This window comes from Vibrio sp. 1-1(7) (genome assembly GCF_013048485.1).
Taxonomy (GTDB): Bacteria; Pseudomonadota; Gammaproteobacteria; order Enterobacterales; family Vibrionaceae; genus Vibrio; species Vibrio fujianensis.
In genome coordinates, this window is the sequence record NZ_VHSP01000002.1 from 90279 (window position 1) to 112777 (window position 22499).

37 protein-coding genes and 1 pseudogene are annotated in these 22499 nt (G+C 45.4%); 8 read left to right on the forward strand and 30 right to left on the reverse strand.

All coding sequences use genetic code 11. The features are described from left to right. Window positions 1-199: 199 nt before the first annotated feature. From FKN05_RS08485 to FKN05_RS08630, 30 genes and pseudogenes are all read right to left on the reverse strand, one after another. Window positions 200-550, reverse strand: a complete 351-nt coding sequence (locus FKN05_RS08485; protein ID WP_170887296.1) for a hypothetical protein — start codon at window positions 548-550, stop codon at window positions 200-202. 6 nt (window positions 551-556) lie between these two features. Next, entirely contained in the window at window positions 557-1009 is a 453-nt protein-coding gene (locus FKN05_RS08490; RefSeq protein WP_170887297.1) for a phage tail protein, read from the reverse strand. A gap of 9 nt (window positions 1010-1018) precedes the next feature. After that, window positions 1019-1393, reverse strand: coding sequence for a hypothetical protein (locus tag FKN05_RS08495; RefSeq protein WP_170887298.1), 375 nt, complete (start codon window positions 1391-1393; stop codon window positions 1019-1021). Then, on the reverse strand, window positions 1390-1824 hold the full coding sequence (locus FKN05_RS08500) for an HK97-gp10 family putative phage morphogenesis protein (protein ID WP_212752263.1): 435 nt from the start codon (window positions 1822-1824) through the stop codon (window positions 1390-1392). Before FKN05_RS08500 ends, FKN05_RS08495 begins: the two co-directional genes overlap by 4 nt. Window positions 1825-1826: 2 nt before the next feature. Continuing rightward, complete coding sequence (locus tag FKN05_RS08505) at window positions 1827-2177, reverse strand: phage head closure protein (protein WP_170887299.1); 351 nt, start codon at window positions 2175-2177, stop codon at window positions 1827-1829. A gap of 6 nt (window positions 2178-2183) precedes the next feature. Then, window positions 2184-2516, reverse strand: coding sequence for a head-tail connector protein (locus FKN05_RS08510; RefSeq protein ID WP_170887300.1), 333 nt, complete (start codon window positions 2514-2516; stop codon window positions 2184-2186). Further along, window positions 2509-2889, reverse strand: a complete 381-nt coding sequence (locus tag FKN05_RS08515) for a hypothetical protein (RefSeq protein ID WP_170887301.1) — start codon at window positions 2887-2889, stop codon at window positions 2509-2511. The genes FKN05_RS08510 and FKN05_RS08515 overlap by 8 nt, the downstream gene beginning before the upstream one ends. Before the next feature lie 61 nt (window positions 2890-2950). Continuing rightward, window positions 2951-4153 (reverse strand): phage major capsid protein, encoded by a 1203-nt coding sequence (locus tag FKN05_RS08520; RefSeq protein WP_170887302.1) that lies wholly within the window; start codon window positions 4151-4153, stop codon window positions 2951-2953. A 32-nt stretch (window positions 4154-4185) separates the two neighbouring features. Beyond that, complete coding sequence (locus FKN05_RS08525) at window positions 4186-4800, reverse strand: HK97 family phage prohead protease (protein WP_140154865.1); 615 nt, start codon at window positions 4798-4800, stop codon at window positions 4186-4188. After that, window positions 4793-5992 carry a phage portal protein gene (locus FKN05_RS08530; protein ID WP_170887303.1) on the reverse strand — a complete coding sequence of 400 codons (1200 nt, stop codon included), beginning with the start codon at window positions 5990-5992 and terminating at the stop codon, window positions 4793-4795. The genes FKN05_RS08525 and FKN05_RS08530 overlap by 8 nt, the downstream gene beginning before the upstream one ends. After that, a complete protein-coding gene (locus FKN05_RS08535) occupies window positions 5985-6146 on the reverse strand; it encodes a hypothetical protein (protein ID WP_170887304.1) in 162 nt (53 codons plus the stop codon). The genes FKN05_RS08530 and FKN05_RS08535 overlap by 8 nt, the downstream gene beginning before the upstream one ends. Then, a complete protein-coding gene (locus FKN05_RS08540) occupies window positions 6143-7876 on the reverse strand; it encodes a terminase large subunit (protein ID WP_170887305.1) in 1734 nt (577 codons plus the stop codon). Before FKN05_RS08540 ends, FKN05_RS08535 begins: the two co-directional genes overlap by 4 nt. 18 nt (window positions 7877-7894) lie before the next feature. Next, entirely contained in the window at window positions 7895-8344 is a 450-nt protein-coding gene (locus tag FKN05_RS08545) for a phage terminase small subunit P27 family (protein WP_170887306.1), read from the reverse strand. Between the two features lie 345 nt (window positions 8345-8689). Next, window positions 8690-9016 (reverse strand): annotated as a pseudogene (locus tag FKN05_RS08550) (HNH endonuclease); the annotation flags it as partial. A gap of 390 nt (window positions 9017-9406) precedes the next feature. Then, window positions 9407-9655 (reverse strand): hypothetical protein, encoded by a 249-nt coding sequence (locus FKN05_RS08555; RefSeq protein WP_170887308.1) that lies wholly within the window; start codon window positions 9653-9655, stop codon window positions 9407-9409. A 108-nt stretch (window positions 9656-9763) separates the two neighbouring features. After that, on the reverse strand, window positions 9764-10084 hold the full coding sequence (locus tag FKN05_RS08560) for a hypothetical protein (RefSeq protein WP_170887309.1): 321 nt from the start codon (window positions 10082-10084) through the stop codon (window positions 9764-9766). 85 nt (window positions 10085-10169) lie between these two features. After that, window positions 10170-10658, reverse strand: coding sequence for a hypothetical protein (locus tag FKN05_RS08565; RefSeq protein ID WP_212752265.1), 489 nt, complete (start codon window positions 10656-10658; stop codon window positions 10170-10172). Window positions 10659-10688: 30 nt separating this feature from the next. Continuing rightward, window positions 10689-10982 carry an HP1 family phage holin gene (locus FKN05_RS08570; RefSeq protein ID WP_238105100.1) on the reverse strand — a complete coding sequence of 98 codons (294 nt, stop codon included), beginning with the start codon at window positions 10980-10982 and terminating at the stop codon, window positions 10689-10691. 66 nt (window positions 10983-11048) lie between these two features. Continuing rightward, window positions 11049-11720 carry a hypothetical protein gene (locus FKN05_RS08575; RefSeq protein ID WP_170887310.1) on the reverse strand — a complete coding sequence of 224 codons (672 nt, stop codon included), beginning with the start codon at window positions 11718-11720 and terminating at the stop codon, window positions 11049-11051. 105 nt (window positions 11721-11825) lie between these two features. Then, window positions 11826-12791, reverse strand: coding sequence for a DUF968 domain-containing protein (locus FKN05_RS08580; protein ID WP_249339296.1), 966 nt, complete (start codon window positions 12789-12791; stop codon window positions 11826-11828). A 38-nt stretch (window positions 12792-12829) separates the two neighbouring features. Further along, window positions 12830-13114, reverse strand: a complete 285-nt coding sequence (locus FKN05_RS08585) for a DUF4406 domain-containing protein (protein WP_249339297.1) — start codon at window positions 13112-13114, stop codon at window positions 12830-12832. After that, entirely contained in the window at window positions 13111-13422 is a 312-nt protein-coding gene (locus tag FKN05_RS08590; protein ID WP_212752266.1) for a putative endonuclease domain-containing protein, read from the reverse strand. Before FKN05_RS08590 ends, FKN05_RS08585 begins: the two co-directional genes overlap by 4 nt. A gap of 233 nt (window positions 13423-13655) precedes the next feature. After that, the gene (locus FKN05_RS08595; RefSeq protein WP_170887313.1) at window positions 13656-14324 is read right to left on the reverse strand and encodes a replication protein P; all 669 of its coding nucleotides are present in this window, start codon (window positions 14322-14324) and stop codon (window positions 13656-13658) included. After that, window positions 14321-15274 (reverse strand): hypothetical protein, encoded by a 954-nt coding sequence (locus FKN05_RS16620; protein ID WP_249339298.1) that lies wholly within the window; start codon window positions 15272-15274, stop codon window positions 14321-14323. Before FKN05_RS16620 ends, FKN05_RS08595 begins: the two co-directional genes overlap by 4 nt. After that, window positions 15267-15755, reverse strand: coding sequence for a hypothetical protein (locus FKN05_RS16625; protein ID WP_249339299.1), 489 nt, complete (start codon window positions 15753-15755; stop codon window positions 15267-15269). The genes FKN05_RS16620 and FKN05_RS16625 overlap by 8 nt, the downstream gene beginning before the upstream one ends. Beyond that, window positions 15752-15955, reverse strand: coding sequence for a hypothetical protein (locus FKN05_RS08610; protein WP_170887314.1), 204 nt, complete (start codon window positions 15953-15955; stop codon window positions 15752-15754). The genes FKN05_RS16625 and FKN05_RS08610 overlap by 4 nt, the downstream gene beginning before the upstream one ends. Continuing rightward, complete coding sequence (locus FKN05_RS08615; protein WP_170887315.1) at window positions 15956-16594, reverse strand: DNA N-6-adenine-methyltransferase; 639 nt, start codon at window positions 16592-16594, stop codon at window positions 15956-15958. Continuing rightward, the gene (locus tag FKN05_RS08620; RefSeq protein ID WP_170887316.1) at window positions 16594-16755 is read right to left on the reverse strand and encodes a hypothetical protein; all 162 of its coding nucleotides are present in this window, start codon (window positions 16753-16755) and stop codon (window positions 16594-16596) included. Before FKN05_RS08620 ends, FKN05_RS08615 begins: the two co-directional genes overlap by 1 nt. After that, complete coding sequence (locus FKN05_RS08625; RefSeq protein ID WP_170887317.1) at window positions 16755-17012, reverse strand: hypothetical protein; 258 nt, start codon at window positions 17010-17012, stop codon at window positions 16755-16757. Before FKN05_RS08625 ends, FKN05_RS08620 begins: the two co-directional genes overlap by 1 nt. A gap of 63 nt (window positions 17013-17075) precedes the next feature. Then, entirely contained in the window at window positions 17076-17534 is a 459-nt protein-coding gene (locus tag FKN05_RS08630) for a YmfL family putative regulatory protein (RefSeq protein WP_170887318.1), read from the reverse strand. Window positions 17535-17859: 325 nt separating this feature from the next. Between FKN05_RS08630 and FKN05_RS08635 the strand changes: the two genes are divergently transcribed. The 8 genes from FKN05_RS08635 to FKN05_RS08670 all read left to right on the forward strand — a co-directional run bounded on the left by FKN05_RS08635 (window position 17860) and on the right by FKN05_RS08670 (window position 22480). Beyond that, the gene (locus tag FKN05_RS08635) at window positions 17860-18609 is read left to right on the forward strand and encodes a S24 family peptidase (protein ID WP_170887319.1); all 750 of its coding nucleotides are present in this window, start codon (window positions 17860-17862) and stop codon (window positions 18607-18609) included. After that, a complete protein-coding gene (locus FKN05_RS08640; RefSeq protein WP_170887320.1) occupies window positions 18606-19334 on the forward strand; it encodes a HipA family kinase in 729 nt (242 codons plus the stop codon). Before FKN05_RS08635 ends, FKN05_RS08640 begins: the two co-directional genes overlap by 4 nt. Next, the gene (locus FKN05_RS08645) at window positions 19331-20176 is read left to right on the forward strand and encodes a DUF3037 domain-containing protein (RefSeq protein ID WP_170887321.1); all 846 of its coding nucleotides are present in this window, start codon (window positions 19331-19333) and stop codon (window positions 20174-20176) included. Before FKN05_RS08640 ends, FKN05_RS08645 begins: the two co-directional genes overlap by 4 nt. A 118-nt stretch (window positions 20177-20294) precedes the next feature. Next, window positions 20295-20543 carry a hypothetical protein gene (locus tag FKN05_RS08650; protein ID WP_170887322.1) on the forward strand — a complete coding sequence of 83 codons (249 nt, stop codon included), beginning with the start codon at window positions 20295-20297 and terminating at the stop codon, window positions 20541-20543. 143 nt (window positions 20544-20686) lie between these two features. Then, on the forward strand, window positions 20687-21079 hold the full coding sequence (locus tag FKN05_RS08655; RefSeq protein ID WP_170887323.1) for a YfdP family phage-associated protein: 393 nt from the start codon (window positions 20687-20689) through the stop codon (window positions 21077-21079). Window positions 21080-21112: 33 nt separating this feature from the next. Beyond that, a complete protein-coding gene (locus FKN05_RS08660) occupies window positions 21113-21937 on the forward strand; it encodes a DUF2303 family protein (RefSeq protein ID WP_249339300.1) in 825 nt (274 codons plus the stop codon). A 52-nt stretch (window positions 21938-21989) separates the two neighbouring features. Beyond that, window positions 21990-22220 (forward strand): hypothetical protein, encoded by a 231-nt coding sequence (locus FKN05_RS08665; protein WP_170887324.1) that lies wholly within the window; start codon window positions 21990-21992, stop codon window positions 22218-22220. After that, window positions 22217-22480 carry a hypothetical protein gene (locus FKN05_RS08670; RefSeq protein ID WP_170887325.1) on the forward strand — a complete coding sequence of 88 codons (264 nt, stop codon included), beginning with the start codon at window positions 22217-22219 and terminating at the stop codon, window positions 22478-22480. The genes FKN05_RS08665 and FKN05_RS08670 overlap by 4 nt, the downstream gene beginning before the upstream one ends. The last annotated feature ends 19 nt before the right edge of the window (window positions 22481-22499 follow it).

Genomic DNA, 22499 nt, shown 5'->3' on the forward strand with positions numbered 1-22499 from the left:
TCACACTCGGCTATTTGGGCGTCAAGATCTGACAGTTCAAGCAGTGAACTATCATCGTCTTGTCCGTATTTGATTTGCAAATAAGCGCGCCAAAGCGCCAAGGTTTCGCTATCTAACGTTTTGTAGATAACAAAAGGGTCAATGACACCGCCGATATGCTCGGCGAGCTCAAAGCAAAATAACAGGAGAGGGTCATCTTTTAATCTTTTTTTGCGTCAGCTTCCGACGTAACACCCATGAAGTTAAAGCTCATGAGTTTGTCGACCGCATCTTTCAAATCTTCGTGATCGTAAACCTTGATAATTTCGTCCGGTGAAACCGAATCACTGAGTGGTCGGCCATCTTCATCGATGATGGAATCAAGCACTAATGATGCTGACGCTTGCACAGCGGCATCGGAATCGTCTGAGGTTCGCGCTTTAACAAACGCTTGATTGTAATGCGCAAGTAAATGAGCACTCAGACGGCGGGCAAGAAATGTTTCGCGTAACAGTTGAAGCTCAACAGGAGGCTTTGGCGCTGGGGTAAGTAATTTTTGTTTGATTGACATGGGTCGTTATTCTCCACTTTCTGCAATGATTCCGCGCTTAATGCTGTTCTGTTTGCCTGCAACTGACAGCATCATCGGCTTACCTTTCTCCAACTCTTTGAGTTCCCATCCGCCAAGCGCAATGACCATTTCAGCCCAGCGCCGATTTGGAAATTCAACATAAATAATTACCGCTTCGTTTCGATCTGCTTTTTCAAGCAACCAAGCTGTATTCTCATCGGTTGGATCGTCAATCAGAACCCACTCTTTATCAGGTGCTTCGGGAGTGTCCGCCATGAACTTTGGTTCGACATCAATAAGCCGATCAAGTTCAACAAAGCCGGATTTCTTGCCTGTTGTGCCAATAGCGTTCATGTCTTTAAGCAGCTTTCGTGATTCAGGAGTGTCAATTTCGGCACAATAAACCTTGGTTCCTGCAGGAAGTCTGGCGTACTTAACGGGGTCTTTAATATCAGTCATGTCGATTCCTTAATGGTAAAGGACAAAGTCTCGGTTAAATTGGTACTCATCGCCGCTTAGCCACTGATCAAAGCCGCCGCTAAAAGTAATGAGTTGGATGTAATATTCATTTTCGGTCAAGGGGTTTAACGCGCCATTGAAGTTGTCTAGACGCTTAAAAACAGCATCAGCGAGTGCTTTTCCTTTTTCTGGATCGCGGTGATAAATCGTGATGCTATAGCTATCTTCACGAATGCCCGTGCTCGCTAGATTGGCTTCAACGATGCCGGGCGAAATGCATCGATAGACGACGGCGTTATCTGCGTGATCTGGCCGCTTTAACCAATAGCATTTCAGCCCAGTTAATTCACTTAACCAGGCATTTAAGGCTTGCTCTAGATTCATTTTACTTGTTTCTTAATGGCTTTTTGAATTTCGATAGCCAGTACGGTGCGGAATGTACTGACTACACGGTGACGGTTTTCAAATAGCGCTGGGCGCATAAACGGCACAGCGGTTTGTTTTGCTGTTCCGTATTCTTGTGCGATGGCTTTTTGGCTATGTTTTTTCGACGGGCCGACACGAGTAGTCAGAGCGTTATCTTTGCCGCCATACTTGCTGTCTAGTTTTTTGGTGGTGATCTTGATGCTGTCGCGCATGTGTTCACCTTCCATCGATTCATTATCGTAACCAGCACCCATGGCCATAGCGAACTGCACCCCGCCCATGGCTTCACGACTAGCCTTGCGTAAGGTGCGCAAGCCAGCCTTTTCGCCGATGTCAGTCAGGGCTTTTTCAAGCTCTTGCAAACCAGATACATCCCAACTCTCTATCATCGTTATTCCTCCCCCTTTATCGGTGGCGGTTTTGATTTTGGATTGGCAACGGCGTCAAGGATAAGCTCTTGGCGGCGAGGATCGGAATCGTTGACGCCAGTGATTTTCATCCAGCGACCACGCCAGTGCAGCCAGTGGTCTTGCTCGATATTTTCACGCCAGCGCAACCGCCATTGATAAGTGTTCTCGGGCCGCTCTCGGTCGTTGCCAGCGTTTTGGCCGCTGGCGTTTGCGATGAGTTCTGCCCAAGGAGAGGCTGACTTAACGAGTTCAACCGTGGGTGCACCGCTTGGGCTTTTGCCGGTTGCAGTGCGATACAGGGTGATTCGTTGATTGAGTTTGCCTGCTTGCATACACCCTCACAGATTAATATCTCGATCAAAATCCAACAGAAAACTAACGCCGAGAGGAAGGGTTTTAACGCTGTTTTCTGTCACTGCTTCTCGATGCGCAAACCAGTGGCCAATTAACAATAACACCGCCAGTTCTGTGTCCTCTCTGGCCACAAAAGCATTTTCTGGCACTAACTCTGGGTCTTGCGGCACTTCCTCTTGGGTCCAGTAGACGGGACGATTGAGGTAGTTCTCAACGGCTCGCTTAGCCGCCGACAAGTAGAGAGTAAGCTGCTGATCATGCTCGGTGATGTCGTCATCGATACTGCACTGGTTTTTTACCTTAACCAGATCAAGCATCGGCTTTTACCGCCGTACCATTCTCAATAAGGCGCTGCGCCTCTTTCTCTGAGCACGGATACAGATCGTTAATCGTGAAAGAACGCTGTTTTAGAGAATCCCAAAGTGGCATTTTCAGCTTTACTTGAACTTCGTCGGTTGATGCTTCAGGCGGCGTTGGTGATTCTTGGCTCTGCTGAACTTGAGACTCTGGTTCCGGATCTTTCGGTGATTTAGCGTCACCTTGCGTTTGAGTTTGTTGAACAGAAGGTTCTGACGTCGCTCCCTCTTGCGCGGTGGCGTCACTTGGAGCTTTCACTTCTGAGATTGTTGCTGAATCTTTGGTGTTCTCTTTCGCTTTTGCAGCGGGCGTTTTGGCTTTGGTGGTTGTCATGGGCTATTCCTTCTTGCATGAAAAAGCCCACCGTTTGGTGGGCTCATTCTGAGGGTGATAATTAAGCCGCAGCGTGTTCTAGCGCGGCAATAGCTGCAACGTCTTCCAACAGTACATCAAAGCGGTGGAAGCCAATGAAGCCCATCTGATCGAATTCAGCGTAACGCTCGGTCAAGCGGCGCAGGTTCATGTACGCCACACGGCGTAGCACGACCGATAACCAATCACCATAGAACACGGACTTATTGCTTGCGCCCGCTTTAGCGATGCCTTGGTCGATCACGTATTGATCGCCATCAATGGTGGCTGGTGCAACACCGGCAATCGCTGGCAACCATAGCGGACGGCCATTGGAATCATTCATCAGCTTGAAGCCTTTGAATGTGTCGTCGTTGAATGCCCAACGCGTATTTGGGCCGTTACGATAAGCTGGATCCACTTTGTGCTTGAGGTTAATCAAATCAGCGTAGGATACGCCAGAGAGTGCCGCCGCTTCATGTTTTAATTGCACCTGTTTGTTCAAGCCATTTAAGTTATTGCCAAGACCATCCCCAGTAATGATTTGGCTCGCTTCCAGACGACCTAAGCGCTGACCGATACGACGCGCCACAAACGCATCGACATCAATCATGCTGTCTTGCAATAGCTCATTCGATACCAATACGATTTTAGAGCTGCCTTTCTTTGCGCCAATCTCAACTTGACTGAATGTCGGATCCCCTTTTCCTGCTTCTTGGTTTTCTGCCAGCATTTCACCAATTTCAGTTCGACCATCGGACACAGCCCAAGGCATAGAACGACCATCTTGAGTTGTAATGACCTGACAAACGTTAGCAATGCCACCGTACACCGCCATACTTTCAACCACTCTATTTACAAAGGTTTTTGGTACGGTAAAGCCGCCAGTCGTACCAGCTGTCGTACCTAGAGCACGAAGCTGGGCCTTGTCTTCTTGCGATAGCTCAGCAAAACCATGGCGCAAATAATTGGTAAAAGCTTCGGCTTGGCGCAGCTCGGTTGGTGATTCTTCAGGGTTGTTTGGCGTATTATTGTTATCATCACGAACAAATCGCTCATCTTGTTCTCGAAGCTGGTCTTCACGTTCAATTTGTGAATCTAAGCTTTCCAGCTCTGACGTCATGTCTCGCCATTGAGTGGTTTCATCATCCGTGAACGCGCGTTTTTCATCTTTCGCCTTATCGTTTAACTCACGCATTTGACGCGCGATCGTGTCACGTTTTTTCTTCATTTCATGGTATTTCATTCAACTTTCTCCGGTTTGAGTAATGAAAGGTTTTACAGGGTTTGCAACAACCGATCGCGGTACTGCTGCTCTTGATGCTGCGCCAATTGGCGCTGTTCTTCACTGTCGTCAGTACAAGCCGCGCGCGCTTCTTCAAGGGCTCGGGTACTGGCTTCGGTGTCGTTGTAAGCTGGATAGGTCACTGGGCTGACATCCAACAGTTTTGAAACGCGAGTGATGGTGCGGACATATACCCCATCATCATCCTCATCCCATCGATATCCGTCTGAAGGTAAACGAAACGCAAACGAGCTTTGGCTGACGTCGCCACGGTCCATTGGTTCGATCACCATGTCTCGCACCGTTTGGGTGTCTGGCGGGGTGATCTCGTAACGCAAACCAACCTCATCAACGGTCAGTGTGAGCGTACCCGCTTTGGTTCGGCCTAGGACAAAATTTCGGTCATGGTTAAACAGGGCGCGAACGTCATCGTCCAAAACGTCATCAAACGCACCAGGGGCGATCACTTCGACAAAACCGCCGAGGTTGTTACTGCGAGTGTTGAACTTGGCCGCGTACCCGACGATACGTGGCCCCTCTCCGTCCTCCCGTTTTTCAACTTTGATTTCATCACTGCGGATAAAAATCTCATTGAGGTTTTTACTCATTAGGTTTGGCCTCTTTTGTTTGAAGATCGGCGCTGAGCAGATAAGTATCCAAACCATCGGCTTGGTTCATATCTTCCAGTTCTCGTACTTGGTTGCGGGTCATCCAGCCATCACGAATGGCTTTCGAATAGAATTCAGCGCGTTCTTGGGCGGTACCGCGTAATAGACCGTTTAGGTTGAACTTGACGTAATACCCAGCCCGTCGTTCTTGCTCAGTGAATAGTTTCCGGTTGAGCTCCTGCTCCCACTTCACGACCCACGGGATCATAGTGTGACGAACGAACTGAATGGCTTGCTCTGAAATGTTGGAAAAGGTGGCTTTTTCCAGGTCGTTAATCATGTGTGCCGGCACGTTGTAAATACCCGCTACTTCAGAACGACTGAATTTGCGAGTTTCTAAGAACTGTGCATCTTCTGGCGGAATGGTGATCGACTGATATGCGAGCTCAGATGGTAAGAACAACGTTTTATTGTCGTTACTTTGCATCTCTGCTTTCGACTTTCGCCAGCGGTCGAGCAATCGATCCCAGCTCGATTTCTCTAGTTGCGATTTGACAGAGACAATACCCGTTGGCTTGCCCCCGCTTCGAAAGAATTGGTTGCCATAACCTTGGGTTTCTAGGCCTAGCGCAAAGGATTCCCGACACTGGGTGATTGGACTTTTCCCTACTTTGCCATCTGAACCAATCGCTTTTATGTGGATCATATCTTCAGGACTGACTGCTCGCCCACGTGCGTCGTCACCAGTAACGGCATAGGTGTAACGTCCTGAATGGGTTTTGACTAAGTTGGATTCCCAAGGTCTAATCAAACCAAGTTCGCGCACTTCCCCCGAACGAGGATGACGCACGATTTCGGTGTAATGATTACCCCAGCCGCTCACATGAACCATACCTGATTCTCGCCAGTCATAACTAGTTTGAAAGGGATTTGGCTCATCATGTAGCAGATAGTAAACAGGGTGATCCGTGGCACGAGAAACGAAGCCATTTTCATTACGGCGCATCACATGCAATGGCAACTGGCCCATAGAGCGACCAAGAACACCAATACAGGAATAGACCGCAGACAAGCCCATCGCGGATTCCACACTAACACCTGAGCCCACTCCCCAATCAGCTGGATCGAGCTCAGACAACGGGACGGATGGGTCTTCTGGATTTGAGCGGCTTTCAAACAACAAATCAAGCATGGCGACTCCCTAGTTTTCTTAATGCCAATAAGGCAAAAATCAACAGCATGGATCCGCCAAACATTAAGGTAGCCGACAACCCGAATTTGAGATAAACCCCACTCAGCAACGCGGCAAAACCTGCGAGGCCGATCAGGTTGAGTATGTATGTCACAGGTATAAATCCTCATCATCTAGATCGTCGTATGGGTCAAAGGTTTCCGTTGCCAAGTGCGCGCGATAAACCGCCATAATCAACGCCACCGCACCATCAATTTTCTGGTCTGGTTTGTCTTTGCGTGGAAAGTGGTTTTCATTGGCATCTGGCTTGCTGACAACGTTGCTCATCATCCAGGTGAGCACTGGATTTCCGTCATGGTGAACACGCCCTGCTTTTAAGGCGGCTTCAAGTTCAATCATGCCCGGTGATAGGTGTGCCGTGGTTTGCGGTACTTTGACGGCGGTAATTCCCGCCGCCGTAAGCTCTTGCGCAAGCTGGGTGGAACCCCACGGATCGTGGGGTACTTCGCGCACTTCAAACTCATCAGAAAAGTTCTGAATATCTTCCCCAATCTCGTTGAAATCCACCTCGGCCCCGTCAGTGGAGATCAGCGCACTGCCGCCACTGTTTGGCCAAGGCGTACTTACCCACTTTTGGTAAACCTTGCGATTCTTAGTGTCGGGGTCGAATACCGTATCTTCCGGCAGATAATGCTTGGAGAAGATGTAAAAATGAAGCTGTCCTTTGTCATCCTTCCGAGTAAACAGCATGATCTGGCTACATATATCAATCTTTGATGCCAAGTCTAGCGACAACCAACATGAGCTGTCTTTGAAATCCTCTATCAATAGGCTGGTATCTTCGGCAGCTTTCCAATCTTCCATATTGAAGAAAGCAAGTGATGCGGACACCCATCGATTAAGGTGTTTTGTTTTGAACGTATTGGCATAGCGCGGGTTACGAATAGCGCGCATTTGTTGACTGCGCAGCCAATCTTCATCCACGGATACGCCCAGGTTAGGGTTAGCTTTGGCCAGAACGGCGGGGTCTGTCCAATCGTCGTCTTCATCAATGGTGTAGATGATGCCAAAGATCTCGTCGTCATCGGTCGTGCCTTCTAAGATTTTTACGACATCGTCGTGCAAGTCTTTACAAGGGCCAGCTATGTTGTAGCCCGAAGTGGTGATCACAAAGATGAGCGGTTGTTCACGTGCCCCCATACCTGTTGACATGGTGTCATACAGTTCGGGACCATCATGCTCGTGATACTCATCGACGATTGCGCAATGTGGGCTTGAACCGTCGCCAGGGTCACCGATCACCGGTTCGAAAATGCTGCCGTCTGGCCGTTCCATTTTCTTGGCCATGACGTCAATCATGAACGAACGACGAAGGTTTGGCAGTGCTTCGGCCATCTTCTTCGCTGGTTTAAATACCTCCCAAGCCTGTTTCTCTGTGGTTGCGCCACAGTAAACCTCTGCGCCGTATTCGTTATCTGCCGCAAACATCCAGAGACCATTGCCCGCGGCGATGATGCTTTTTCCGTTCTTTCGTGGCACTTCGACGTAAGCCACTCTGAAGCGGCGACGCTTATCCCTCTTTCGTTCCCAACCATAGAGAACGGCATGAATGAACAATTGCCAGGGCTCTAACTTAATGCGCCGGTCTTTTAATGGCTTTTTTGCCCATTTACCTTTGGTGTGCGGTAAGAGCTGTATAAATCTACAAACGCCCTCAGCTTTGTCTTTGTTGAAGCGATACGGATACGCTTTGTCTTTGCTCTTTTCGAGGTCGTCCAAATGGCGTTGACACGCTTGGATAGCGTATTTACAAGCAATGATCCGACCGCTAACAATGTCCCGTGCGTACTTCGCTGCGGCACTTACGTTCGGATACTTAGCCATAAATCATCTCGACATAAATCACCTCGATGGTAAGAATTCAGCGAATTCGTTTTCGTCGCTCTTATCTCCACCACCCCCTCCGGCCATTCGACGCATGGACAGCGGATCTAAACCAAGCAAGCTACCAATGCGCACGAGAGCAGAAAGCGCATCTTGACGAACATTGACCACGGGATTTTTTTTAGGACCACCTAGGGCACTGTTAACGGTCATACCGGCTTCACTAATGGCTTTCTCAGCTTCAAGATATAAAGAAAAACTATTGCAATACGCCATGAGAAGCGGCAGATGGTCGACAGTTAAAATGCGTCGCTCGATTAAGACTTTGGCTTGCGTTTTCCAGATAGCCACCGCGTTATCATCTCGTAACTCATCGGGAGGCGGTGCTTTAGTCATAGCTTCGTGAGCGGGGGCTGATGGCAGCGTAGATTTGCCGCTTTTTCGGCCACCGCCTGCTGCTCTCGTCATTTTAAAACCTCATCTTTAGTGACGTGTCACAACAAGGATCTAGCTGTAAAAAAAAGATCCTTATTTATTGCACATAAAAATTTACTTGGGGCTGCGGTACCTATCGAAAAGGTCGTAGAGATTTACCCCACCCCCCATGGTCTGAGAACGGGAACAACAAGCGAACTAAAACCGCCTTGAAGCCTTTTTGATTATAGGATTGAGGTAGCATCACCTTGATACCTTTTCGTGCTGTCTGTGCGACCTTGAGAGGGTCTGGTTGTGTGCCAAAGGTTCGGCAAAACAACACCAAAGTTTTTAAGTAAATTGGTACCCAAAACGCCCATTTGATCTGCAAAACGATCATTATTTGCTGTTTCGAATGGGTGTTTTCGTTCTTTCTCGTGCAGTTTTCGCTTTGTGGCATGGCCGACATAACGCCTCCAAGTTGCTATCTTCATCCGTTCCGCCATGTTCCTTGGCTATGATATGGTCCACATCACAAGCCGGAACAGCGCGACCACCACGTAAGCAGCATTGGCATAGGTACTTATCTCGTCTCAGTATTCTGGTTCGGAGCTTATCCCAATCACTGCCATAGCCACGCTGATGGCGGCTGCGTCCTGCTTGGTGCATTTCCCAACCGGTGTGACGATGCTTGTCACAGTAACCACTCTTGTCATTAGTCAGGCCACCACAATGGGGATGGCGACAAGGCTTAGGGGTTCGTGGAGGCATAACAAAATATCCTTTGAATACTCACTAAATACACAAAGGATATTTAAAAAGGGTCACCGCCGTAGGCACTGCTGTTTAATGGCCGAAGCCTGGCAACGCTCGACGACGTCGCAAGTCACTAGCATTCTTTGTCTTTGGCGGTGTTAGAACTGGCTTTAAGGCAGCCAGTAGCCTTGGGTCACTTTTCTTGTAGCTAACTTATGCACTATCGGGCGCTAACCGATCCTTATCCCTTCCTATTGGACACATGCGGGATTCGTTGCGATCACATGCTGACTTAACTGATAACAAGTGCAGCCAGTAACAACACTCGGCAACTATCTGGAATTACCGGATAGTTGAAACCTAGCCAGGATTAGCTTGGTGATAGTCAATGCAGCTATTTAAGTCCTCGATATACAACTGCATATTGATTACTGACCTTTGCGGATAGTAGATACCGCCACCGTCCACTTCGTACCACTCAAGCTGTGGGGGCGTTGGCTTACAATCCACATAATCAGGTGTTGCTATCATCGGGGTTGATTGACACGCGGCCAGCACTAGGGCCGAACCGATCAGCATGACTAGCCGTTGGGTCCTCTTTAATCTCATTAAGTCGATCCTCTCGGCGTATTCGTTTTGCTTCCACGCGGCGGCGGTCTAGCTCGTTAATGAACCGTTTAACCAGGGCGGGAATTACGGTTAACCAGCCAGGTAAATTCATGTCGTTTTTGCCCGCTTAATATGTTTGGGGTCGTTCCATGCTTCATTGCCCGCCTTACCTTTGTTCGCGGCTAAGAACTCAAGAACATCGATCAACCAGTTTGGTAACTTAGCCATCCACTGTGGCGGGATAAGCTGGCGGACTTGGGACCAGACAACAAGGGCAACAGACACCCAGGCCGCTATCGTTTTACCATGCTCACCAAACAGAACAGCAAGCAACGTTACCCAATCAATCGGCGGAACTTCCGGAGAAACTCCATTAGCTAGGACTGTGGGGGCGATCAGAAAGAACGCCACCATAAACAGATATTTCATGTCGGCTTTACTCCTCTATATATAGAAAAGGCAGCCATCATGACCGCCCTGTTAATGCACCGTTCGGGTGCGCTGCTGTTCCTGCTTAACAATTCAGTACCTCAAGCGGGAAATTCTTCTTGAACTCGTCAACGGTACCCGCACCCAAATGGGTGTTGTAGTGGTCTTTCCAGTACTGGGCCAAGCCATCAATATCACCGGCTTTCGGTAACGCGGGCTTTTTTCGAAGATAGTGAACACGACACATGGCCACCGCAAACGCTAAGTTGGTGATCAATTGGGTAACATCCGGGCGCATATCTTCATCTAAGCTTGCCATACTGGACAGTTCAGTGATTTGATTCGCCAGCTTGCGTTTATATGTCAGGTAGTTGTCCCAGATATCTTTGTATGTTGCCGGCTCCATTTGGATAACACCCAGTGCCGGACCATTGCCCAGCTGCTTTAAGTATTTGGCGTGGCTTTCTTGGTAGATCGTACCAACGATAAGCTGTTCAGCTGCGCGGCTGTGCAATCCCAACTGTTTCAACGTCGGTCGCACAACTAAGGTGGTTAAGTGCTTTGCATCGATCATGACTCCTCCGCGATTAGTGGATCCGTTATATTATTTAGCTTGCTCGTCGCTATAATCCTCTTTGAACCGCTTTTCTTGCCAATACCAGTTAATCGCAGCGGTTATCACCATGCCAATAGCACCAATAATTACCGTCCACCAGTCCGGCGAAATACCAGGAACCCATGCGAATAAACCGCAGAACCACGCCCACGCATACGACAGAGAACTGGAGATTTTTTCATTCATACGCATATTCACCCCCTGCCGGAGTGCCCTTGGATTTTGTTTTGACAATAAAAAAGCCCAGCAAAAATGCTGAGCTAAACGAGAAATAGTAGGCACAAAAAAACCGCCTTTAAAGCGGTTACTTAGTTAACTGTATACTTATCCATACTAGATATACATACACTAATATGACCCATTTTGTTTTTCAAGTGTTTTCTTAAAAAGAAAACGGGCGGACTTATCATAATTCATCAAGAGACTTCTCATCTCCTCAATATTTGAATGCCAAACATCCCAATGCGTCTGGTAATATCGTCTACGCTTACTTTCAAATTCCGAGTTTCTAACACTCTCGGAAGCGTTTTTGAGGTCATGCTCAACAAGCAAATGTATCAGGTAAGAACGAGTAAGCTTAGGCTGGTAACTTAGCCCCCTATCGGTATTTATAACTGAAACTCCTTGTATCTGCTCTAAAGCAAATGCACCAGCAACAACAGAGGCAAGACAAGCCATTCTCTCAAAAGTTTTTTTCTGAATAACTGTGCCTTGTTCCAAAGAGAGTACAGCCCAATCATTCATTAGTGTTTTCAGAAATCGGATTTTATTATCAGTTGAATTCCACAGGGGCGATGCATAAGCAAACAAGCACCAATCTGCTAAATGCTGCGCGGTTATTTCCATCTGATCGATTACAGCAAGAATTTTAGCTCCATCTAACTTAGCACCGATTTCTCTATCTGCAGCACCAAAGCCACCCCCACCGGAACCAGCATTGTATTTAGCTCTAATACCCTCGGTAGCTATGCTGATAGCCGCAGCCATATCCCATCGCTCAACATTAATAACCAACCCCATTGTTTTACCCACCTTAACTACAAAGCTGTATAAAAAAACAGTATAAGCTAATTCTATGTGCTTTTATATAGCACGATCCTCATCACTAAACTGTGGAATTATCTCTCACAATAGCGCCCCCAAATCCAACGCTTTCTTTATCGTCTGCTTTACATAGAACAACTGTGATCCATGTTGAGCTTCCCATTTTTTAGGATCATCATGAAAGCGGCGGTGTTCATCAATATGCAGGGGTATAGTGAATAAATCATGAGCCTTCGCTCCTGCCTTTCCCTCGCCATGTCCTATTAGATGATGAGCGACAACATCCACTGTTTTGCCTGTGATAACGCAAGGTAGTGATCGAACAAACTTAAGGTATTTTTCACAGTGCCAAGTCAATTCCTTTGGTCTAGCCATATACAGAGCTGGTGGTTCGTCATCAACGATTAGCTCGACTTTCTTTACTCTGTCACGCAGTAGATCTTTGCTATCAACATAGTAGCGATCATCACTTTCTCGTCGAATTAACTCACCAGTTGTCTTTTTTGGTTTAACACCAAAGATTTCATCAACTATGGACTGTGGTAAATACTCATACACAGCATTAACAACACTCCACCAGCAAACTTCTGCTAGCGTCAGGATATGCCCTTGCTCTAATTTAAGTTGATAGCAAATCCTCTCCATTGCCCATAGCATTACGTTTCTCTTTGCTATTTCTTGGCATCGTTCTGTTGGTATAGCTCTCTCATGATTGTCGTGGTGCCAGCAGAGACGAACGCCTCCAACGTCAAGATTAAGCGTGGTCAGGTTCTTATCACAATAACCATCATCCGAAAGCTGACAGTGAGGGATACGCTCAAGCCAGTAATTGAATCCCCCTAGTCGCTTTTGCACTTCTTGATGTATGAAAAATTCGGCAAGTCGGTGATCTTTTACTAATGACTTATCACCAGATGATAACAATGGCTTATTGAGTTTTCCGCTTGGTACGTTAACAAGCTCGTCCGGTAATGGCATAACTACCAGCCGGTTACCTTGGCTCATTTTTACTAACTCAGAAAGTAACGTTTTACCGGGCTTAAACATCACAATACCAAGATCGGCTTGCAAAAAAGGCTGTAGCACTAACATTCGTAAATGACCTCTAGCCCTATATCCATTGCGTAATCATGTTCCATATTTGCCCCTCTCGATCTCTCCCATCCTTTCAGCATATAAACAGCATCAGAAACACGTACCATCGGAAGGCAAATCTCCATATATTCATGATGCTCCAACCCATCAGGGAGAATGGCGGGATTAAGGACGGTATAGTTCTCGCACTTCAACTTAAACTCTGCTTTAAAAAATTGAGGTTTATTAAATTCAGGCAACCCAGTCATTGGCCCTGCAATATAAATTTTCTTCAACCCAATGCCTCCTCTATCATTTTGATTGCCTCCCCTCGCTTTATCATGTCTCCCGTAAATCGTAAAACTCGCCATCCCATCAATGCTGCTGTATTGTACTTTTCACAATCCGACTCATAGCCTTTTGCGCGGTTATGTCGCCCCGTTGTCCACGTACCGCCTTCAACTTCAATCGCTAATTGATAATCAGGATAAGCAAAGTCAAAACGCCATTTACGCTTGTGGTGAAACCGATACTCAGCCTCGGGCAATTGGAGTTTTACCGCTTTAATATGGGTTAAAAGTAATTGTTCTAAATGACTGATCATGACGCCACCGCTTTAAGATACTCAAACTGCGCTAACATACTCATCCCTCTATCAACCAAAATTTACTGGTATATGCTGTTTCTGCACTGTTTACATGTTTAAGCGGCGCTCCTTTAACCTGAGCTCTCTTTATCAAACTAATAAGCTCACAAACATGCATTCCTAGCGCGTCGCAAAGTTCACTAGGGCTCCACAACTTACGGCGAGCTTTCATCAACACAATAAGATCTTTTTCACTCACCATGCACTCCCCCTTGGGCCCGCTCAGCAATACGAGCAAACACTGACCCCTTACGAAACTGCTCTGGTTTAGGTACACCACAACGCTCTCTTGCTATGTCCGTAGGCATGACAACTGAACGTGGAGGAAGAGCGGGCACATCCTGTGGAATGTCTCCAGCAGAAAACCGTTTAATCCACTTATCAAAAATTCGCTTAAAGGTTTTTTCGTCATCGCCAATCGCTTTACGTTTCACATTGGCATGCACCGCATCAGTAAAAACCAGTTTTTCAAATTGATTTTGTGGTTTGTTGTTTTGCATGAATCGTTCAAAACACTGGATAAAATCATCATTACGACACCAGTTAATGAACTTACCCACACTAGGGAAAAAATCACTTTCACTCATACGAGCGTTGCGGATCCCTTTCTGAATAGCATCCATGCTAGATAAGCCATTCTCCACCAGCCCTTTCAAATACGATTGTTTAAGGGCATTCAACTCAGCGGGATTACGTTCAAAACGAGCATTCCACGCAGGACATGCGCTCAATAATTCACGAAAAATAAAATTCACATGACGAGCGGTCTCATCAGATTTCACGCCCACATTAGGATTCTTAGGCTGATTCATTGAGCGCTGAAGATTGGTAACCGTCGCAAGTTGACTAACACTTTTCATAGTGACCCCTCTGGCATGTCCATGTCATAAATCCAATCGGTGCTATCGTTGATATCAGAAAGGCTTCTGGTAACTTGGCCACCCAGCGATCCCTCCACCACGCGAACCACCACATCCGAACGCAAAACATAATCAAAACTGGCTCGCCAACCACGATCGTTCACACCAGCATAAAAATCACCAGCAGAAGCGTTAAAGGCTTGAAAGTAATCAGCAACAGAGTCAACACCTAGCGACTCCAACTCAGATACAAACTTCTTAATCGAACGCTTTCGTTTGTCGTTGAGTGTTTTACAAAATACAAACCGCTGCCCAAGGATTTCATTGTAAGAATCCATAACCACAGAATTAATATCTTGTTGGCCTTCCCCTTCAGGGGGGCTTAGGGGGATGATCTGTTTGTTAGTATCTGGTTTGGATCTGTTAATGGAATCGGTAAAATTACCACTTCCAAGGTTCTGGTAATTTTCCCGTTTGGATTCGGTAATATTTCCACTTCCATCTGGTAAAATTACCGTTTCCATTTGGGAATTGTGTTCACTTTCTTCCACTGGATTCGGTTCTGGTAATTTTCCCAAATCCATTTGGGAATCTTGCTCATTTCTGGGGAACATAAGTTCTACCAGCTTATTGCCATCTATTTGATAATGAGTAGTCGGAACTCCATTTGCTTTTTTGACTCGACTGATGATCACGCCGTCTAAACGCTTTTTAAGCTGACGAATAGCATAGCGAACTTGATCACAAGAAAGACAAAGCTCCTCACCTAACTCGTCATTAGATTTATAAAACCATTCCCCATCTGATTTAGTACCAGACCAGAAAACAAGCTGAGAAAGTACAGCGGCGTGGGTATGATTACCCTCGCAAAACTTAATATATGGTCGGGGAATGCTGATTGATGATGAGTGGCCTGAAAGCTCACGCACCACCTCAAATAACCTAGTCATGATTCGCTCCCCTGTTAATACTCAATGCCAAACACCACAAATCGGATAACAAGTCCGGCTTACGGAAACCCATGGTATTTTTCGGTTTAACGTAGGGTTTTATTCCCAACGCCTGTTCAATATCCATTCCTCTTTTGTTAACGCGATGACGAAGCGTGGAAGGATTAATACCAAACTTTTCAGCAATAGCACGAAGCCCTTTAATACCTTGATAGTTATGAACTAAAGACATCACTCTGCCCCCCCCCTTCATTGCCTTAAGTGCATTTTCAAAATTATCAGTGCGGCTTTCTTTAGCTAACTCGTCATCCCAATTATCAGTGTCAACACCGTAGCGATCCTTGACGTGCATTTGAGCTGAGCGGTAGATGTCGTAAATGGTGGGATGATTGTCGATAAAGCCTGAATCATAAGCACCGCGTATCATGTCAACAAATTCCATTACTGCTGATGCTTTGAAATTTTTCTCCAGTTCGCTCATGCCACCACCCCAATCGACTCTAGATACTGAGTGATCATTTCAATCTCTTGGCTCACATCAACAAGCGCCTTTGCATCCATGTTGATAACTTCAAGCTGAGTTTCGTCTCTCACTTTACGCTCAAGACCGTGTTTTATTGCTTTGATAAAATTTTCAGCTTCTTCTAACTTTTCAATAAGTTCTCTGTCTTTAGCCATCATCTACCCCCGATCAACTTTGCCGTACTTAGAAAATATCCGCTCAATCTTTCCGAACTCCATGCCCGCAAAAGTTAGAACGCAGCCTTTGGTTGCTCCCTTCACCTCATTACCGTTGGCATCAAGGAAATGAACTCGCTTGTACAGCCAGCATCTTGGGAATTGATACAAGGGCTTAAACCAATCTTCCGAAGTACTTGCAAAAGTGAGTGCGACGCCACGACGAAATTTATCCGCCTCATACTGCTCAATAAACCGGTTGATCCAGTCTGAATTGCCAGGAACATAATGCTCCGTGTGGTAGCCTCTTTCTTTGCATCTTTTTTTGTTGCAAAGAAAACGTGAACGATCGGTTTTGCTTCTCACGCAAGCCTGTTCCGGCTTACCGAAAGGATGATTCATAAACACATTGCCAAACCAATCACGACTAAGCCCGTCATCTGCTTTTGTGTAATAACGCGTTGCACCAACCGTTTTATTAGCAACTTCACAAGAGGCAGGATCTAAATCAATTCCGCCCATCAATTCAGAGCAAAGCGATGTTAGCCACGACGGGGTGTACCACTCAGTACAGCCAGAGCTTTGGTTAACTAACTGATCAGCCGTAAGGGGTTTATCTAAAATCAATTCACTATTCGACATTAGATCGCTCCGCCCTCATAAACCGCTTTGACATAAAGACGCTTCGCTTCATACAGATCAGCCAGCTCATCATGAGTGATTTCGATAAATAGCCCATTCTCCACCTTAAACCAGCGGTACTGGTGGTTCTCTATCCGTGCTCTTAGTGCTATGCTTATCATTACTGCTTCTCCGAAGTGGTATGTGAAATTTCCTCGCAAGGTTTTTCACTCGGCTTTAGACCGTTGCCGCGGTTTAAAGCCAACTCTCTTTCATCATCTAAAACACGCAAATGGCGCTCACATTTCTCTTTTAATAATTGAATCTGTTCACGCTCAAACATCGTTGTGTTTTGCCCTTGATGCGCTGCAACTCGACAAGTATTTGTCGTCATCATTGCCATCTGTTTTACCGTTTCCCAAAATGTCCCTGTTCTCATGTAAGTTTCCTCAGTGTTATACCGCGCAAATACCCATGCATTTTTAATTGAGCATCACTTCCATCAATTACCGTTACCTTTTGAATACAAGGCATCCATCTTCAACATAAAAGCTTCAAAAGCCGCTTGGTATTCCCCTTTTAGCTTCGCTATCGCTTTACGTTCCTTAGCATCAAATACTCCATCTGCTTTTGCTTCTTCAATGGTTTGGTCTAACAAACCTTTCACCGCATTGAGGTGTAAATGACAATCAAACATATCCACGCTATCTAGCTCAGCAGCGCTAGGGCACTCGACAACAAGGCAATGGACACGGCGAGCAAAATACTCAGCAACGTATGGGGTATTAGTTAAATCCGCCATTTCCACCAGCTCATCAACACTGAAGAAACGTGAGCCTTTCTTTTCGTACAGGTGGTTATTGAAACTATCGACGGACATACCCAGCATCGCTGCAACTGCTTCTTTTCCTCCGGTGATGCCTGCAATGGTTCGGTTAACCATTTCTTTCTTATTCACCATTTACTCCTTATGTTGGTAGTTACTTAAAGCTCTAGGTTTTGCAACAATCAACTTATCTAGGGATGCCCAGAAGTTGTTCCTTTTTGTAGTCACCGTTTGATAGAGCTTCGATTGTCTCTGCATAATTGGTTTCACCTGTGTACTCGGTGCGAGGCAGAACGCCTTTCTCGCACCATTTATAAACAGCACGAACGCTGACGTGACACTCTTCGGAAATTTTCTGTACACCAATAGATGTAATGGCTTCTCTCAACATATGTCTCAACTCAAAAATGAACTTTAAGTACATGTTACAACAGAACTGAAAGTACAGGCAAGAGGTATTATGATTGAACCTATGGTTCATATTGATAATGTGCGATTAGAATTCTCCCGTCGGCTTGCACAGGCCTGTTCAAACGCTGGGATAGAAGAACACGGAAGAGGCGTCATACTCGCTAGAAAGCTTGGCATTACACCTAAAGCTGTTAGCAAGTGGCTAAATGCTGAGTCGATGCCTCGCCCTGATAAAATGACAGAGCTAGCTCATACCCTTGGTGTGAGCTTATCATGGCTCCAACTTGGAGAAGAAAAACTCGAAGCAAAAGGAAACGCTGAACTAATTGGAAATATGCAAGTTTGGGACAGCAAAACGCCGCTGGGCGATGATGAGGTCGCCATTCCGTTTTTATCAGATGTGCGGCTGTCAGCAGGTAATGGATTTATTTGTGATACCGAGCAAGACAAGGGTTACCGCCTACGTTTTGCTAAATCGACGCTGCGCCGATATAACGTAGACCCCGCAAATGCTAAATGTGTTTCGGTAAAAGGCGACAGCATGGAGCCCGTACTACCAGATAATTCAACTGTGGGTATTGACTGCGGTAATAAAACGCTGGTGGACGGAAAGCTTTTTGCTATCAACCACAATGGTGAGCTTTTTATCAAGAAACTGTACCGGTTACCTGGCGGTGGCCTCAGAATTTACAGCTTCAACGAGCTAGAATATCCACCAAGGGAATATACTGAAGCACAAGTATTAGAACAGCAAATCACGATTGTTGGCCGTGTGTTCTGGTATTCGGTGTTATTATGAAAAAAAATGGACAGCCTAAAGAAATCTATATAGAACAAATAATAAGAGAAACCAATCAAGGTCAAACATCACCCTATCTCTGTAAGGATGACAATAGTGAAACCTATATTGTTAAAGGCTCAAGAACTACCGGATTAGGGCTGGCCAAAGAATGGGTGTGCGCTCGCTTGGGCGAGGCGTTTGGTTTACCTATCCCACCATATACCATAGCTTGGGTAGACTCCCCATTTTTAGAATCAGGCTATGGATTATACGAATACAATTTTGCCTCAAAATTTATTTCAGGAATTCAAGATATCACACTAGTAACCTTGAAGCAGGTTCCTCAAAATATTGTAAATGACCTCTACATTTTCGATTATTGGATTCAAAATGCAGACAGAAATCTAACTGAGTGCGGCGGCAACCCTAATCTTTTTGTAGATCAACGCAATGGTGCAGTTTACGTGTTAGATCATAATCTCGCATTTGATGAAACATTCTGTGTGGAACAACATAAAGCTTTACACGTTTGTCATTGTCGACAAGAATGGACATCACTTATTGCAGTTGATCAACAAACTTACACTGTAAGGTTTGAAAAAGCTTTGTCTCTATTCGATTCAATTATGGAAGAAATTCCTGATGACTGGCTGATTATGACAACAAGAGAAGAGTTGAAGGATAGTCTACTAACTATACTTCAAAGATATAAACAAGATAAATTCTGGGAGGACATAATATGAAAACGTTGATGAAATATGCAATCGTTCGCTTTATGCCGTTCGCAGAAACCGAAGAGTTTGCCAACATAGGCGTAGTAACTTGGACACCTAATTCAAATTGGTTTAGCTATAAACTTGTTCCTGATGCATTTCCTCGTATCAATCATTTCTTTGATGATTTAGATGGATCTCTATTTAAGCATGCTCATCGCTACATCAATGAAGAGCTTGCTAGGGTTGCTGAATTTGTTAGAAGCAACCCAAGACAACTTGACAACATAGTTACTGAAGTCACTCGCCCCAGAGAAGGTGTGATGATTTTTGGTGCTCACGGAGCTATTTTAACGGAACACCCTAAAGATACCTTAAACCAGCTTTATCAAACCTTCATTGGTAGAGACGCGGTTCCAAGCAAAGAACAACGCGAACGAGCAATGGTTCACGAGCTTAAAGCAAGGCTCGATGCTTTACCTTTCAAATTAAAATATAAAGAGAAAGCACTCGATACTAATTTTGGAGCAGTGAAGCTTCCTCTTGTGGCGTCTGTGGGTTCTACGGTCAAAGGAATTAAGCCGATTGCATTTAACCAATCAACTCCATTGCAGCTTGTAGACCACGGTGAGAAGTGGGTAGCAAGAGTTCGTTATATCATAAATGCTAACTCCTTACTGCCAAATAACTTTATGTTCGCTGTTGAAGCTCCTACTAGCAACAAAACGGTATACCGCAAGGCCTATGAGGGAGTAGAAAACGCAATGAGAAATCTCGGCGTTCATGTCCATCAATTTAATGATAAAAACCAACTAATTGATTTTGCTAAGTTTGATACGGAATTACTACGTGACGAGTTTAAGTTAAATTAAGTTATCACTTCCAAAATCGACTTTCTGGCAGTTTTAAATGAAAAAGCTCATGTACTCAGGGTTAAAATCATCATGTTATAACACTTCACTTAGGCTCGGTTATTAAAGGGATTTACGCATGAATATCACACCAAAATCAAGAATTACATCCTTAGTACTAACGATACTTTTTGGTCCGTTAGGCGCGTTCTACTCCACTATCGCGGGAGGTATTGTTTTAACCCTGATAGCACTGGTAAGTGCGCCAACTTTCATTGGTCCCGTTGTATGCTGGATTCTCGCAATCGCTATTGGTGATCACTGCACCTACAAACACAATAAAAATATTGATAGCCTTAAAGAAATGCTTTCAAGCAAGGCAAACTAATAAAAATTCACGACTATGTCTTAGCCGCTTTAATAGCGGTTTTTTTATACCCCTCGCAACAAAATGTACTTTTAGTTCTTTACAACAAATGAACTTGTGGTACATTTGGTTCATCAGAACTTACCCACCAGCGAGGAAAACACATGTCCAAACCAGAAGCGGGAAACCTCAGCCTTGAGGACCGTACCACCAACTTCCCCAAACTGATGCAAGACCTTGACGGCGGAGTGATCTCCAACGTGGTTGGTTTAGCCCTATCGAACGTAGCTCGTGCTGTTTCTTACAGCGACAAACAAGGCAACGTTAAGATGGATCTAAAGCTCAAGCCAATGGGAACTAACAATGAGATGGTTGAAATTACCGTCAATATGTCAGTGAAAGAACCCAAAACTGGCTTTGGTACCAAATCTGAAGACTTTCAATACACCTCAATCGCGTACGTAGGCAAAGGCGGCAAACTTACCTACGACCGCCCTAAAGAAGATATACGCGGTCAGTTGATCATAGAAGATTCCAAACTGCGCGAAATTCGTTAATTCATTTATCAAACAAACTCAAGAGAGATAGCTATGACTATGGATAAATCAGCCATTCAACAGATCCAAGAATCCGGAAACGCAAAAGAGTTTTTGGGCCAATTACTCAAGGCTTCGTTTCCTATTGCTGCGCTGCCCGAGTCGTTCAACGTACACGACTTAGAAAAATATATGCCTACCCGCAATCAGTTTCGTGGTGTGATGGAAACCAGCAATATTGATGAATTTGTTCGTTACCATGAGGAGTACCAAATCGAAGGCAATCAATGCTTCATTAATGCAGATCGTATGGCAGCAGTAACCATTTTTGATGTGGGAACTATGGCGTTACCCGGGCATTGCAAACACCAAGCAAAACTAACACTACGTAAAACAGCCGCTTACCGAGCGTTACTAGAAATTAACGGTGACCGCTTACCTCAGAAAAAACTCGCAGAATGGATCGAAGATTATAGCGATTTTATTCAAGTGTTTGCAACTGACGGCGAGCTTATTAGTAATCCTGTGGCTTCCGCAGCAGTACGTAATATGAAATTTGAAGCGAAAGCAGGGCGAGAGTCAAACGTAGATGATTTTAGTCACCACCAATCAGAATATGAATCTATTGCTGTTCGCACTAAAGACGAGTTTCCAATGCCTGCTGTCTTTAAATTCACTTGTGAACCTTATGTGGGCTTAGATGATCGCACGTTCGAACTACGAATGAGCACCATCGGCAATGAAACCTTAGTTCTACGTATCAAAAAGCTAGAACAGCACGAAGAAGAAATGAGTGAAGAGTTTAAAGAGAAACTCTGTAAGCATTTTGTTGATGAAAGCATAGCTATCGCAACGTTTATCGGCTCGTTCTCTTCTTAATTAACCATCAGCGCCCTCTCTTCGGGGGGCGCATCTTGCGAGGAAATTATCCATGGCGGCAACCATTGATACCCAGTACGGAAAGGTCACCACTTCGGAACCCTATTACAGCCACCAGCTGAAATGCTTGGTGCGCAATCTCACTCTGGTGAAAGCAGAAAATATACAGCATGGCTGGGGGGTAAGTCGTGAATGCCCAGCCAACATCTCCTTATCTCCTGAGTTTCTCACTATGTTTGCTCGTGATGCAGATGCTGTGCTGTCATATAAGGAGTTGACATGATGAGCCAAGAACAAATCCAAAAAGCCGTGGAAGGTATTATGGCTCTGCGACCAGTTGGCACTAAACCACGAACCACCGAACCTAAACGGCCTAATCAACTAAAACGCATGAGTGATATGCAGTTCCAGCAAGAACTCGCCGCCATTATGCGCGATGAAGAGTGTGCGACCTCGGTTTATTTCTTCAATAACAGTGATGCCAGTAAAGGCGGGCGCAAAAATATAAATTTCAATCCCTACGTTGGTCAAGGGAAGAAATGACGCTATCAACCACCAAAAT